The sequence below is a fragment of the Nonlabens sp. genome (assembly GCF_047636915.1).
Classification (GTDB): Bacteria; Bacteroidota; Bacteroidia; order Flavobacteriales; family Flavobacteriaceae; genus Nonlabens.
In genome coordinates this window covers 1-14,277 of the sequence record NZ_JBLIGN010000033.1, presented here as the reverse complement: position 1 = coordinate 14,277, position 14,277 = coordinate 1, and the positions used below count along the sequence as shown (strand labels likewise).

Here is a 14,277-nt window from a genome sequence, read left to right as displayed (position 1 = left end):
AGAACTTGTTTACATATTACCTTTTAATCGATGCATAAGCATTTAAGACTTGTGCACTTATCGCATCTCTAGAGAGTAAGGGTACCATTTGTTTATTGTTAAAAGCCATCGCATTTTTTAAAAGCAAGGGATTTGTAATAGCCATCAAAATAATTTCTTTAATATGCTTTACATCCTCACAATCTTTAATGAGTAATCCATTTTCCTTATCTTGTATAAGTTCTTCTACAGCACCACCAGGATTGGATTGTATAGGAAATACTCCGGCACAAACAGCCTCTAACAAGGTGTTGGGCATTCCATCGCTATTAGAATTTCCTATATAAATTAAACTATTGCAAAAGAGTTGGATCAACTCCTCGTGCTCCATAAGTCCTTTTATGGTCAAATGCGGTATAGAGCACTCTTGAAATTGAAAGACCGCATCATTTTCTACTCCAAAAACTACCACTTCAAAATTTGCAAGTTGAAGAGAAAGTTGTTCCAGTGCATTTAATACAGGCACTGCTCTACCAGATCTATTTTGGTTGCCTTTTACTGCGATGATCTTGCGTTTCACCAAAGGAATTTTATACTTTTCAAAAACACTTAAATCAAAACCACCACCACCAGGAAACACTCCTAAATGTGTTCCTATAAAACCTAATTCGTTAGCAATGCCTTGGTCTCTTTTACAATCGGCAAACATGTAGTTGACTCGAGGCAACACTTCTTTAATGTCTTTTAAGTGTGCTGGCTTATTCCTAAAATAAAATAAATCACTGCCCCAAGAAGAATACAACCAGTTGACTTCATTGTATTTCTTCATCACCCCATAAATAGGAGTGCAAGAAATGTACAAAGCAAAACTATGCACTACATCTGGTTGTATATCGAGCAAGGCTTTTTCAAAAGCTTTTTCTACTGGCACATCCAACTGAGAGGACAAAAAGGAAAATAATTTAGGAACTCTTTTTTTTATAAAAGACCTGCCTTTTTTCTTTAAAAAACCTTTTTTCCAACCCACAACTTGAGTCATCCAACTCATAGCTGGGGAATAACCTTGATCTTTAATATCAAACCAAAACACTTCATGGCCACTTTCCCGCAATTGGTCGGACCAACGAGTGAAGTGGAGGTTATTCATGGAAACTAATAGTATTTTCACAAGGTAAATTTAAAAATTTAAAGGGTTTTCAATTTGGGCTACATCATATCTAATTTCATTTTTAAAAGACATAATTTCCAATGCTTGACTTTTGAAACTATGTTCATATTTGTTTACATAGAATATTAATTGATTATCAAAATAATCCTGATAAACACTTTGTCCAACTTCATCGATAACTATAGAAGAAACATTCATTTGAAAAGCTTCTAACAAACATGCAGAAGCATTTGTTATATGTAAATCAGTAGTTAATAAAGTGTAAGGCAATGAGACACCTCTAGGGTTTTGAAATTCGAAATTTGAATAATTTATTCCTTTATTCTTAAAAAAGTCCTTTAACCCAGAAATATTAGGTGTTTGTCTAGGGTGAAATCTTAGTTTGATTCGCACATCCTTTAAACTTAATAACCCTAAAACGCCACTGGGAAATATACTATCCAATTCATTTATTTCGAATAATGGAAGTGTGTAGAGAATAGTCGAAGTTGTATTGTTTATCGCATTAGAACTATGCCTCAAGTAATTTGATATCCATGGATTACCATAAACTTTAGCTTTGACATTTGTAGCTTTAGACCATTCTTCAATTCCTATTTTAGAGTATTTATCCCAACACCAGTATTCTAAAGGCAGTATATTAAATCCATTAAAGGGAACTTTCGTCCAATTACAGTAACCCATGTGTAAATCGGTTTGATATCCATGTTGCATTTCAATAGTCGGTATTGCTATTTTCCTTGCTGCAAAAATTACTGCGTACATAAAATCAAAGCCCGTATTACTCTGCAATACTACTTTCTTTGTTTTGGCCTTTATCAAGTATTGCTTATAAAAATTAGCATATACTCGAATCTTAGTGGACCAAACATCCAATCTACTTTCCATCAGTTGCTCAGCAATTTTATAAAGACCACATTCAATAAGAAATTGTTTTAATTGATCGAGCCCTTCCACAAAATGAGCTTGTTGATTTTTAATCGCATTAAAAGCCTTAAATAATTTATGTTTTTTATAATAAAACTCTAAATACGGACTTACTTTCTCAACAGAAGCTTGATTATAACAAGGCAAAGGATTCTTTTTTATTTCGAAAGTAAAAGAGTCGTTTTCTAATTCGTTTGCAGAGATCATAGAATCAAAGAACCTATTGAAATAGACACCTTCATGTTTGACTTTATGCATATCCAGACTCATAAATAGCAATGCTTTAGGCGCAATACTTTTAAAGAATCGATTATAATTTAAATAAGAACTCCATAATTGGATAAGCTTGTCTGATTTTGATTTGCTTTCTTTCTTAGAAATGTTATCATAGGGAATTTTAACATACTTTTTCTTTAAAGAATGGATAAGAGCATAATACAATTGTACTCTTATATGTGGCCAAAAATGAATATCATTATACATCCATTGATCTACAGGGTATTTATTTTCAATGTCGAGAATAAATTGCTTGATATCTTGATAATTAGAAACTCCCTCTATCATTTACTCCTTTGTTTCTGCATGAATATATAATTGAATAACTCCTAACTGCCTGTCGTACTCAAAAGAATAAGCGTTATTTCTATAATGTAACATCAGGGTTTCTAGCAACCTATCATTGACCTCTTCCATACATAGAATAGGCTTTACACTTCTGTTTATCATTTTTTTAAAAACCCCTTTGATGCTTTTTGACAGCTTGCTTATTTTAATCTTCACAGGTGTATTCAGTGGGTGTTCTACCAAACTGATGAATAAGCCTTCCACTTCTTGGCGGTAATTCTTAAAGTGCCAGGTCTCTAAAGGTTCCTTTAAAACAGCATACTCGTTAGGATCACAAAACAAACCCCATTGGTGATTTAAATTGGCTTTAGTAGTGTTTCGCTTTCGCGAAAGCCCATAATATTCATGATTGATCTTCTCTAAATGGCTGTGAAAAGCTTGCTTACTTTTAGGATTTCTATAATTTTTTTCATGCCATTGATGCAAGAGCAGCAACTCTTCTTGATAAAGAACTGTTGTAACTCCTATGTGTTCTAGACGATCAAACATATCGGCATCTTCGGCACCCCAATTGTGATAGAACTCATCAAAACCATTCAAATCTTGTAGCTTCTGGGTATTAAAAATAGCGCTACCTGTTAATCCTCCTATAAAATCAATGTTATATTCGCCAAATGCTTTTGATTTCTTAGATTCCTCTTCTTTTAAAAAACCATAAGGAAAATTGTAAACTGTGTTCTCAGAGGCGAGCTCGATCGCTTTTTTAATGAAATTAGGATGCACGATACAATCCATATCCAATACCATAAAATAAGTAGTTGTGCAACCCTTCAAGACCATATTAATAGCGCGTGTCTTATGGAAAAGCTGACCTTGGGTTGGGCATAAAATCAATTGGACGGAAGTAAAAGAATTGATTAAATATTCCAGATCTGACTGGTATGACTCTGAACTACCATAATCAACAACGACCAACTTAGTGGAATCATTTAATTGTGGACAGATAGAATCCAGCGTTTTAGCAAGGATATGAAAACTTCTATTTCTATTTACTATAACTATGGAGAGACTCATTTAATTTTACGGTTTGAACGTATTAGGTAATAAAGTGCGTTTTCTATTTTAAAAGGCCCTTTTGTTGATAAAACCATTTTAACAATTTTAATTTAACTAGCAGGTATTTAAAACATTTAAATTTAAGGAAACAAGATGTTTTTTGCAATTTAAAAATTGTAGCATCAATAGGCAACTGTGTTTTGGAAATACTAGAAAAACTGGACATCAACTCGCACATCCATGGCTCTGCTTGATTCCCCATATGATAAGCATGATTAGATAGTGTTGCCAGTCTATATCCGTCGCATAAAGCCGCAGGTTGATCCAAGTATTTATGTTCAGAATCCCCGCCTAAGATAAACTCTGTATTTTCATAAGGCAAAGCTTTAAAAACAGAAGTATTATAAGTAACACAAAAATGTCCATTACCCACTACTGCTTTAAATCCCTTTTTTGAACTTAGCGTCATGTATGATGTTTTAAACTTATCATCCAGCCATGGCCAGCCTATACTCTTAGCGTACATAGTCAAGGAGTCCTTATCCTTTACCGGCGTAAAACTAAGCTTACTAGAGAAAAAATAATCCCACCATATATTCGCGGTTAAACGGTTATAGGTTCTAAATATAGGTACTGGTGATACTGCTGCTGCTTTAGGAAAATGGTGAAACACATCAAATACATGCTCATCCCAACTAGGTAAGAAAAGCACATCTGCATCTGTTATGGTTACGTAAGAAGAACGCACGTTTCTTAATACACTGAGAATAGCATTTACTTTACCTATAGGTCGAGTGATTATACTTAAATCATCTATCAGTCCTTGCTCCATAAAATCACATAATTGTTGCTGCACCAACGCTGAGTGAGAACCATTGGCAACAACATGCACGTTAGAGTGATAGCAAGAATTAGATTTTAAAGAACTTAAACAGTATTCTAATATCTTCAAAGTATCTTCAAAATAAGAATCCTTAGAAATAAAATACGGAATAACTACCGTATGCTGCGTGTCAGTCTTTGCTACTCTTTGATCACGTATGGGGTTATCGCCTTTTCTCATTTATCTAAGGAATAGAAACCTTGAAAGGCTCTTAAATTTAAAATTGTTAAGGTAGGAAGAAACAACCTTTTTTATTTGAATGGCCTTAGGCTTTCCCCATTTATGATGGTACTTGATCAGTCCATCAATCATTTTTTTATTAGTAACCAGCCACCATCTATATCCTTCAAAACTTCGATAGGGTGATTCAATGTTCTTTGTACCCCTACCATTGCCGCATAATGAAATACATCATCAATAGTTCTGGAAAGCATGATTTGAGAAAGCTGTCGGTAATCATTACAATCTGCTTTTATAAAAGTAAAACCAAGCGTATGTTCAACAGGTAATTTATTTCTTGAGCCGGTGGATAGGTTGTCTAGCGCAATGACATGATATCCTTTTTCTAATAAAAAGGAAGCCAAAGCACTTCCTACGTTACCTGCTGCTCCTTAGATTAACAAACTCATTTTACTTCATAATTTTGATTAGATATGCAAACTTACGGCATCTAAGTAAGCTTTTGCTATGGTTTCTTTTAAATGATAGGTTTGATAAATCTCATTATTCCTCTTTTGTATTTGAACAATAGTATTTTGATCGTAGCTTGAAAACTCTAAGACTTTATGAGCAAGAGCTTTCCAATCTTGAGCATCAAACCATATAGAATCCTCGTTTGTAAATCTCGATGTCATTGCTCCCACTCTAGTAGATATTATTGGCAATCCTAAAATCATAGCTTCTAATGCATTGTATGGTCCCGACTCTTCTCTAGATGAAATAATTAAACAATCTAGATGAGAAATAACCTCCATCATTGCGTTGTGCTCTAAATGTCCATAGAATTTAATATTTGTGTTGTGTTGTGCAATTTTTTGTAACTGATTCATTTCGGGGCCATCACCTATGACATGCAGTTGTAAGTGGGAATGGCTTGAAATAGAATTAAAAGCTCTTATAATGGTGACTATATCTTTATTTTTATCCAATCTAGATGCGGCATAGAACTGAGTGATTTGGTTAATAGGTTCGATTGAAGTATTTATAAATTCTTCGTTAAAAACGCATTGATCTATGACCTTATAAAAGATACTAGGTCTTTCTTTAAAAAAAATTGAATTTGACTCTGAATGGTTGATGAATAAATTTACGTCTTCTAGGTAATCAAAGGATGGATGATGGATATCACGCTGTGTAATCGTTCCTGTAGTTCTAAAAAGTACCGGTTTTAGATATTTCTTTGCAAGGCTTATAATTTTCTTTGTGTGTGCAGAAGTTAATTGTGCCAAAATAAAAACCAGATCAACATCAACAATCACCTTTTCTAACTCTAAAACAGATCTTGAATCGTTTTTTTTTAAATAGACCTTATCATATCTAATACTCTTTCCTAATAAGGTTTTTATTTTGCTAGATAATGGTTGGAATTTAGAGTAAACCGTTAGCGAAGGGTTAACTAGTGAAATATCATTATCCTTTTCCATAAACTCTGTAGAATAAGCGGTAACATCGTACACAGTACTTAAAGAGTCTGCAATAAAAGCAACTTCTATTTCTCTTCCACCACGATTGTTAAACGGCCCTATGATTGCTATTTTAGCTTTCTTCATAATTGTTTCTTCATCATCTAGCTTCTTAAACACCTTGCTACTGATTTAATATCCTTCAAACTTGTTGAAAATTTCAAACAGTGACAAATTAATTCAAACTTTTTATAATTTTCTACTTGAATGGAAATGGACAAAAGATGAAGGTAGGATTGAAACAAATACTTTTTTTTAGAACTTTGTTTGTAAAAATTTAAATTCTTCTCAATGATTTTCCATCCTACTATCAACTTATTAAGGCTTGACTTAGTATGTTGTGAACTTGTATTATTATCATGAATTCTATATCCTACGAGTTCCTTATTAACCATATTGATCGTAGGGTTCCATTTGCTAAGCTCAGAAAAATAAACGGCATCATCGTTAGGCGCATCGATCCATTGCGCATTTAATGCTAGTTCTCTAGAAAATAAATACGCAGCTGTAGCAATAAAACCTCCATTTTCACCTAAACTATTAATGAGTTCTACAGCGGTACTTCTTTGTAGATCAAATAAAGAATCAAATGGAAATTTGTAATATTCATCAAGGTTCTTTGTGAATTTTTTCCATTTACAAATAACAATATCTACAGGTTGTCTTTTAAGGCTATCTAATTGAATTTCTAATTTTGCTGGATACAAAATATCGTCATAATCTAGAAACTGTATATAATCACCTTTTGCGATTTTTAACGCCTCGTTTCTAGCATTGTGCCGCCCAGGTTTGGTCTTAATGTATAAGAGACGTTCATCTACAGTACCTAAAAATGATTGACATTCTTCAATTATCAAGCTTCCATTACAAGCAAGAATTATTTCTAAATTCAAATGTGACTGACAGAGAACACTAGCAACACATTCCTTTAAATAAGGAATAGTTTTATGAACGGGTATAATAACAGAAATCAAGTGCACATCTATTTCATTTTCTATTTAGAAGTCATAAGTTAAATAATAACTTATGACTTTTTAAATACATTCAAAAAAGTGATTAAAACACTTAAAGCATTCTTTTTACTTTTGCTCAGTATAGTTAAACGCTTTATCTCTTTACGATTCATAGCAATATAATCTGGCAGATTAGAAATTAACGAATAGTATTTTCCAAGGTGTTTTTTACCTATATAAACCTTAATCTTATGTCTTTCTCTTTCAGTAAAACTATTGTTACGCGATTTCTTCTTAGTACGATAATGTAAAATACAGTCTTTTGAATATATTACTTTAGAATTTTTATCTAACAAATTGACCCAAAACTCCCAATCTTCTAATCCCACTTTTAACTGCGCGTCGTAACCTCCTGTTTTTTCCCATTCCGTTTTTAAGTACATCGCGGAACAATGTATCATATTTTCTTCTAAGAGTTTTTCAAAACAATAGGGTTGTAAATTCCAAAATCCATTATTATCTCCAAATTTTTTTACCTTTCCGTAAACTAAAGAGATACCTAGTAGCTCTTCTAAAATATTTACACACACTTCGAGGTAATTAGGGGATAATTTATCATCCGCATCCAAGGGTAGAATAAAAACCCCATTACTCGCTTTTATGGCATTATTACGAGCAGTTGAAACCCCAGCATTACTTTGCTTTATGAGCTTAAACCTTATTCTATCTTTGATAAAATTTTCAATGATGGCTCCTGAATCGTCAGTTGATCCATCATCAATAATTATACATTCCCAATCATGATAGCTTTGACACTCTACAGACTGTAAACATTCTTCAAGAAATGCTCCTTGATTATAACATGGTACAATAACAGATACTTTAGCCATGTGTAAGTCTCGTTTTTATTCTTTTCATCAAAGAGTTAACCTTCTTTTTTACATCATTAAAAATCTGTTTTAAATTACCGGGATAATAAAAATAGTGCAATCTAAGTTTATCTGGGAAATATTGTTTGACTACATCCCTGCGCTCCTTACTGATTTTAACATGTTGCAGACTACTTATACCATCATAATAAAAAACACTAATCGTATCATCTACATAAGTATAATTAAAAGATTGTTTATATATCCCTAATAGGAAAAACTTCCAATCGGCGACAATTTCTAATGAGGTATCATAAAGGTGACTATTAAAGCAGGTTTTTCTAATTAAAGTTGCTGGATGTGGTAAACTATCTTTAATTAAATAATCCAATGTGAGATGAGCTGGGTATTTCTTTATCCCAGTATGATCTGCTACAACCTCTATATTACCATAAACTAGTTCAACTTGTTGATTCTCATCAATCCCTCCTACTAAAATTGATAAACTACTTTCATCTTTAAAATGATCACCACCATTTAAAAAAAGTAAATAATCACCACGAGCCACTGCAATCCCTTTATTCATCGCATGATATATCCCATTATCTGGTTCACTAGACCAGTAAGAAAAACGGTCCTGATGCTGCTCTATCAACGCTCTACTACCATCCGTACTACCACCATCTATAAGTATATGCTCATAGTTGGTCGCCGTTTGTTCTTGAACGCTTTTAATAGTGCGCTCCAGACCTTGGACGTCGTTGTAAGTTACTGTTATGATGGAGATGAGCATAGTTAATTATTCTTGAAATGTATTTCTTGAAACAATTTTAAATAAGTCTTAGCCTGCACACTTTGATCATATTTCTCAACCGCTAGAGTTCTAATCTCTTCTTTGGAATATGCGACTCCATTTAATAAGTAATATTCAAGGGCTTCTTTTAAAGAATCTACACTTACCTCTGTGGCTAACAATCCGTTTTTACCATGTTCAATCATGTCTGGAATACCACCTACAGGAAAACCAATTACTGGTGTACCGCAAAGTAAAGATTCCAAAACTGTATTAGGCAAATTATCCATCAAGGAAGGTATTACAAAAGCGTCTGCTAAAGAATAAACTAAACTTATGATCCTTTCGTCTGAAATAGAACCCAAATGTCTTACCTCTATGTCGCTTTCTAATACTGGTTTGCCTTTACCTATAGAGCACAATATGACATCTTCTTGATCAAGCTTTTCTAGTGCTCTTTTTAAATACACATATCCCTTTCTATTGTTGGAAATAGAATCTGCTACAAATAATATGACTTTCTTATGCAGTGGTATACTATATAATTCTCTTGCAAAAGTTTTATCTCTATTTTTAAAAGTATTTACATCTAAGCCATTTGGTATTAAATGTACTTTTCTTGTTTTGAAAAGCTCACTTTTACTGGCTTCACATTGTAACCATTTCGAAGGTGCCACTATGCTCAAAGATTTAAATAATTCTAATGAATTGATTATATAATCCAAGTTTTCTTTAGAATATGATTTTTCAATATCTAAAACATTTCTTTTAACAGGCATTCCTTGATCATCTATTCCATGAATCATTTCTACATAATGTTCGCCTCCAGTAAAAGGGTGCATATCATGAAGCGTCCAGATAACCGGTTTCTTATTTTTCTTAAAAAAAGATTCATGATCTAGAAAACCTGCCACCCAGTGTAGGTTGATGATATCTGCCTCTTGATACAATGGGGAATTGGTGATATCATATTTAGAATATGGAGAACTAAACAACTCAAGTCCTGCTGCTCTACTTTTAAGAAACACTTCTTCTTTACTTAACCTAGGTTTTAAAAAAGGTAAGTTCCACTTCTTTGCTATTTTTTGCTGTATTCGTTTAAAATAATAGCTCCTTGACCGATTGTTTGTTTCAGGATTCTTTTTAAACAAAAAGGATTTTTCAATATCCTTAGTTTTATGCAATAGTAATAATTTAGAAGCCACCCCTTGATTAAGCAAACCTTGGTGTAATCTAATACAAGCGTTTGCAGCGCCACCATTATCGTAGGTATTCACTAGGAGTATTTTCATTTAGTTTTGAGTTTACCGATATCCATAGATGTTTAGTTGCATATCCATACCATTATAAGTGTTTATTTTTTTAAAAGGCTGTACACTTGAAAGGCCAGGCGAATTAACATGTAATCTAAATCCTGATTTTTGCAAAATAGAAACTATTTCTCCTAATTTCTGTTCCTGATTAACAAATGAGTGATACTCGACAAAGATATTATCCACAAGGTTAAGCCTATCTTTAATATCTTGTAAAACAGTGTACTCTGCACCTTCTATGTCTATTTTAAGAAAATCAACTTTCCTATTTAAAAAAGGTTTTAAGGAAGTAACTTCAATTTCGTTTTGCGTTTTCTTTTGCTCATTAAAATCAATCGCGCCGCCATCAGCTCCTTCTGAATTGAATCCCAACATTATCTCTTTATCCCACAAACCTTTCTTAATTAATAGCACCTCTTTTAAACCAAATTGTAAAATATTTTTTTTTAAATATTTAAAAATATAATCATCTGGTTCAAAGGCCAAAACGCTTGCTTTAGGGTAAAGTTTTTTAAAATAAATAGTTGAAAGACCTATGTTTGCTCCTGCATCAATTATAAAAGGTTCATCAGTTGGTGCTATGAATTTATAAATTTCTTGTTCAAATATCTCTTTATGCATGAATAGAAAAGAAGCTGCATCTGGAATTACAATTGGCACATTGTCTAATTTGCATTTTGTCTCAACAAATCGAGGCATATTTCTCAAATCTTCAAATGGATCAATTTTTTTTGCACCTCTTTTTCTTCTAATATAATTTAGAAGTTCTGGTGCAATAACTCTTTTTATTTTTTCCCTAAAACCTTTCAGTATAGATTGTTTTTTATTTTTAGAAACTTTAAACAGGTTCAATATTCGTTTTTCTACTTTAACCTCAATTTTTTCAATGTTTAATGCGGTGATAGTTTCAAATAAAGGTGAGCTTGCATTATCGCAATGCACGCCAGAGCCATCAAATCCGATATTTGTTAGTAATGATTCTTTAGGAAATAAAAACAGCCCATTTTGTATAATCATACTTGTATAAAACCTTACCGCCCAAGAATCTATGATACCATTCGCTTGTTGTTGCAGCATATCATAAAAATTAAACTTACCAAATTTCATTTTGCCCATTAAATCTCTATCTAAAACTTTTTGAAGTAAACTTTTTGAATCAAAGTCTATTTTCTCCCATCTATCCTTCCAAGTTCCATAACCCCAAGAACTCATTACAGGTAAAAAGTAAGTTTTGTCTTTAATTATCCTATTAGATTCAAACTTATAACCAGAAACACCAAACACGCTTCCTTCTTTTTCATAAAGATGTAAAGATGTATTCATATACCTTAAAAAACCAGAGTTAACAATTATATCATCTTCTAAAACTATAACCTTTTTGTGCTTCTCAATTACATCGGTAACACCACTAATTACTGAATTTGCTAATCCCTTATTTTCCTGTGATTCTATTAGTACAACATCACCACACCATAATTGTTCTTTTATTACTTTCCTAGTCGCAGCTACAGCTTCTAATTGTGTCTTACTAGCATTTTGCTTAGCCCCATCAGCATAAATGTATAATATGGATTCACTCGCTAGGTCATTAAGTCGCAAAGCCTCTAGTGTCTTTCTAGTATGTTCAGGTCTATTGTAGACGAATAAAACAATGGGTGCTATATTCATGCTTTGAACTTGTAATAATTTGACCTTAAACCAATTAAATATAATGTAGGCTTAAAAAATTCAATAATTAAATTTTGAATATAAAAATCTTTTTCCTTTATCAATCGTAATAAAAGCTGAGGAAACAAAAATAAAATACTAGATATACATCTTCTAAATATTAAGGTACGTGATACAAAACGTTTATTTGTAGCGAAATTATCTCTCCCTATTGCATAACAATATTTTAAGTGCCAAAATAACTTTAACTTTCCAGGAGCTGTTAAATGATGCATACGAAGATTAGGATTATAACCAATTGAAGCCCCATTGAGTCTAAGACGGAGTTGAACATCATTTTCTTCTGAAAATGCCATTTGCCTGCCGTTCATTCCGTATTTAGTATTAAACCCTCCTATTTTTTCCAATTCACTCCTTTTCACGCAAAAGATTCCTCCCGATAATTCATCACTTTCAACTTCAGTAATTATATCTGAAAGTATTTTTTTTGAGCCGAAGTTAGATGGTAACCATTGAGGTATTTCTATGTGGCTATATCCTATATATGTTCCACCGAAACAGGTAAAATCAAATTGATCAATTGTATAACATAACTCTTGAATATAATTGGCAAACGGGATACCATCATCATCTAAATAAGCTATCCAGTCTATTTCTTTTTCTTCGATAACCTTATTTCTAGCATAAGACAAACCTATTCTCTCCTCCTTTAAATACCTTATACACTGATGCTTTTTCGCGATTGCACTTATAAATTCAAAAGTCCCATCACAGCTGTTATTATCCACAATGATTATTTCAATCCGTTTTACAACGTTTTCAAGCTGTGGTAAAAGTGCGGCAATACATTTCTCGAGTAATAGAACTCGGTTATATGTACATATAACAATTGCTATTTTCATGGAATAAAAGCTTAATTTAACACAAAAATAAAGAAAATGTTTATCAAAAAAATAACATACTCAATAAACCGCACGGTCAGTTTTCTTAAAGGTAAGAGATACGGTATTAAAGCTTGATATTTGCATAGGGGCAGCTACAAATATTTCGATGACACGTTAAACGATGATAATTGGCAATTAGAAGTATATGAGAGCGCATTAAATGAATGTGAAAAATATAATAGACATTGGTTGTGGTTCTGGTTTCAAATTAATAAAATACTTTTCCCGTTATGATATTAAAGGATTAGATATTGAACCAACTTTAAGCTACCTAAGAAAAAAATACCCTCATAACAAATGGCTAAATGCCATAAAAACAGATATGTCATTACTAGAGTCTCAAATGGTAATCTGTTCTGATGTTATAGAACATGTTCTAGATCCTAAGGAACTTCTTATCAAAATAAAGAGTGTTAATAAATTTCAAAAATTAGTTATTAGTGCCACTGTAAGAGATTTAGTATACAGTGGTAGCCAAAATGGCCCACCCAAAAAACCTACATATATTAGAGAATGGTCTTATTCTGAATTCAATGAGTTTATAAGTTCCTACTTTAAAATAGAAAAACATTTCATATCTAATAGAGAACAAAGAACACAAACAATTATATGCAGTCCGTTATAATTTAGTATTCGGTGTTGAAAATAATTGATGTTTTACCCCAAGAATTTAGAGGCTGTTCAAAATTATTTTTTTTTTGCCATAATACTTCAAAATAAATAGCATCATGAATGATATCAACATCTAGATTACCATCATTTAAAAAAAGTGATAAAGAGTAAATTCCTGGGAATAAAGGGAGTTTTTCTAAAGTTAAAATAAAAAAATTCTTATTTTCTTCTATTTTGTGCTCAGCGCCAATTCTTTTCATACTAGCAGCTGATACTACATTTTCGTCATAATCTTTAACCAACCAACCAATAGAAAAAAATGTTAAGTCACTACTATCAAATTCGACTTTAAACGTGCAGTCTTGATTAGAAAAAACACTTCCATTAGAATTTCTTATAGAAATCATTTTAAGAATGGAACTTTCTGTGACCCTGTTTATATGATTACTTAAATTCTCTTTTATCTTTGCTATGTTATGTTTAGATAAATAAGACTTAACAACTTCTTCAGTTTCTCCTGATAATACAACAGTTCCATTGTGTAACATAATGACTCTGTTACATAACTTTCGAATTGCACTCATATCATGACTTACAAAAAGCACCGTACGCCCATTAGTATTTGAAATATCTTGCATTTTTCCTATAGCCTTCTTTTGAAACTCAGCATCTCCTACCGCCAGTACCTCATCTACGACTAGAATGTCTGGTTCTAAAAAAGCAGCAACGGCAAAGCCTAGCCGCACTCGCATCCCACTAGAATAACGTTTTACGGGGGTATCTATGTACATTTGGCAACCTGAGAACTCTATGATTTCATCAATCTTGCTAGAAATCTCTGTTTTATTCATTCCTAGAATCGCACC

At 32.5% G+C, this 14,277-nt stretch carries 13 protein-coding genes and 1 pseudogene; 1 reads left to right on the top strand and 13 read right to left on the bottom strand.

Annotated features, from left to right (window positions below; all coding sequences use genetic code 11):
• Nucleotides 1-16 precede the first annotated feature (16 nt).
• The 12 genes and pseudogenes from ACJAT0_RS06940 to ACJAT0_RS06885 all read right to left on the bottom strand — a co-directional run bounded on the left by ACJAT0_RS06940 (nucleotide 17) and on the right by ACJAT0_RS06885 (nucleotide 12,757).
• Complete coding sequence (locus ACJAT0_RS06940; RefSeq protein WP_415181080.1) at nucleotides 17-1,147, bottom strand: glycosyltransferase; 1,131 nt, start codon at nucleotides 1,145-1,147, stop codon at nucleotides 17-19.
• A gap of 9 nt (nucleotides 1,148-1,156) precedes the next feature.
• Nucleotides 1,157-2,638 (bottom strand): hypothetical protein, encoded by a 1,482-nt coding sequence (locus ACJAT0_RS06935; RefSeq protein WP_415181079.1) that lies wholly within the window; start codon nucleotides 2,636-2,638, stop codon nucleotides 1,157-1,159.
• On the bottom strand, nucleotides 2,639-3,712 hold the full coding sequence (locus ACJAT0_RS06930) for a glycosyltransferase family 2 protein (RefSeq protein ID WP_415181078.1): 1,074 nt from the start codon (nucleotides 3,710-3,712) through the stop codon (nucleotides 2,639-2,641).
• 43 nt (nucleotides 3,713-3,755) lie between these two features.
• Nucleotides 3,756-4,757: a glycosyltransferase family A protein gene (locus tag ACJAT0_RS06925; protein WP_415181077.1), complete on the bottom strand. Its 1,002-nt coding sequence runs from the start codon at nucleotides 4,755-4,757 to the stop codon at nucleotides 3,756-3,758.
• A gap of 128 nt (nucleotides 4,758-4,885) precedes the next feature.
• Nucleotides 4,886-5,176 (bottom strand): annotated as a pseudogene (locus ACJAT0_RS06920) (GDP-mannose 4,6-dehydratase); the annotation flags it as partial.
• A 48-nt stretch (nucleotides 5,177-5,224) separates the two neighbouring features.
• Entirely contained in the window at nucleotides 5,225-6,346 is a 1,122-nt protein-coding gene (locus ACJAT0_RS06915) for a glycosyltransferase family 4 protein (RefSeq protein ID WP_415181076.1), read from the bottom strand.
• Nucleotides 6,347-6,363: 17 nt separating this feature from the next.
• Entirely contained in the window at nucleotides 6,364-7,233 is an 870-nt protein-coding gene (locus ACJAT0_RS06910; RefSeq protein WP_415181075.1) for a glycosyltransferase family 2 protein, read from the bottom strand.
• 50 nt (nucleotides 7,234-7,283) lie between these two features.
• Nucleotides 7,284-8,102 (bottom strand): glycosyltransferase family 2 protein, encoded by an 819-nt coding sequence (locus tag ACJAT0_RS06905; RefSeq protein WP_415181074.1) that lies wholly within the window; start codon nucleotides 8,100-8,102, stop codon nucleotides 7,284-7,286.
• Complete coding sequence (locus ACJAT0_RS06900) at nucleotides 8,095-8,874, bottom strand: glycosyltransferase family 2 protein (protein ID WP_415181073.1); 780 nt, start codon at nucleotides 8,872-8,874, stop codon at nucleotides 8,095-8,097. Before ACJAT0_RS06900 ends, ACJAT0_RS06905 begins: the two co-directional genes overlap by 8 nt.
• Before the next feature lie 2 nt (nucleotides 8,875-8,876).
• Complete coding sequence (locus ACJAT0_RS06895; RefSeq protein WP_415181072.1) at nucleotides 8,877-10,166, bottom strand: glycosyltransferase; 1,290 nt, start codon at nucleotides 10,164-10,166, stop codon at nucleotides 8,877-8,879.
• Nucleotides 10,167-10,178: 12 nt separating this feature from the next.
• A complete protein-coding gene (locus ACJAT0_RS06890) occupies nucleotides 10,179-11,855 on the bottom strand; it encodes an FkbM family methyltransferase (protein ID WP_415181071.1) in 1,677 nt (558 codons plus the stop codon).
• A complete protein-coding gene (locus ACJAT0_RS06885) occupies nucleotides 11,852-12,757 on the bottom strand; it encodes a glycosyltransferase family 2 protein (RefSeq protein ID WP_415181070.1) in 906 nt (301 codons plus the stop codon). The genes ACJAT0_RS06890 and ACJAT0_RS06885 overlap by 4 nt, the downstream gene beginning before the upstream one ends.
• 208 nt (nucleotides 12,758-12,965) lie before the next feature.
• Here ACJAT0_RS06885 and ACJAT0_RS06880 point away from each other — a divergent pair, with 208 nt between their 5' ends.
• On the top strand, nucleotides 12,966-13,424 hold the full coding sequence (locus ACJAT0_RS06880; RefSeq protein WP_415181069.1) for a class I SAM-dependent methyltransferase: 459 nt from the start codon (nucleotides 12,966-12,968) through the stop codon (nucleotides 13,422-13,424).
• 1 nt (nucleotide 13,425) lies between these two features.
• Here the strand turns inward: ACJAT0_RS06880 and ACJAT0_RS06875 are convergent.
• A partial coding sequence (locus ACJAT0_RS06875) for a polysaccharide ABC transporter ATP-binding protein (RefSeq protein WP_415181068.1) occupies nucleotides 13,426-14,277 on the bottom strand: 852 nt, incomplete at its 5' end.

Bases quoted from the DNA above. Each gene is read 5' to 3' on its own strand.
- ACJAT0_RS06895 (WP_415181072.1), bottom strand. From the start codon at position 10,166: ATGAAAATACTCCTAGTGAATACCTACGATAATGGTGGCGCTGCAAAC.
- ACJAT0_RS06885 (WP_415181070.1), bottom strand. From the start codon at position 12,757: ATGAAAATAGCAATTGTTATATGTACATATAACCGAGTTCTATTACTC.
- ACJAT0_RS06925 (WP_415181077.1), bottom strand. From the start codon at position 4,757: ATGAGAAAAGGCGATAACCCCATACGTGATCAAAGAGTAGCAAAGACT.
- ACJAT0_RS06900 (WP_415181073.1), bottom strand. From the start codon at position 8,874: ATGCTCATCTCCATCATAACAGTAACTTACAACGACGTCCAAGGTCTG.
- ACJAT0_RS06905 (WP_415181074.1), bottom strand. From the start codon at position 8,102: ATGGCTAAAGTATCTGTTATTGTACCATGTTATAATCAAGGAGCATTT.
- ACJAT0_RS06930 (WP_415181078.1), bottom strand. From the start codon at position 3,712: ATGAGTCTCTCCATAGTTATAGTAAATAGAAATAGAAGTTTTCATATC.
- ACJAT0_RS06915 (WP_415181076.1), bottom strand. From the start codon at position 6,346: ATGAAGAAAGCTAAAATAGCAATCATAGGGCCGTTTAACAATCGTGGT.
- ACJAT0_RS06890 (WP_415181071.1), bottom strand. From the start codon at position 11,855: ATGAATATAGCACCCATTGTTTTATTCGTCTACAATAGACCTGAACAT.
- ACJAT0_RS06935 (WP_415181079.1), bottom strand. From the start codon at position 2,638: ATGATAGAGGGAGTTTCTAATTATCAAGATATCAAGCAATTTATTCTC.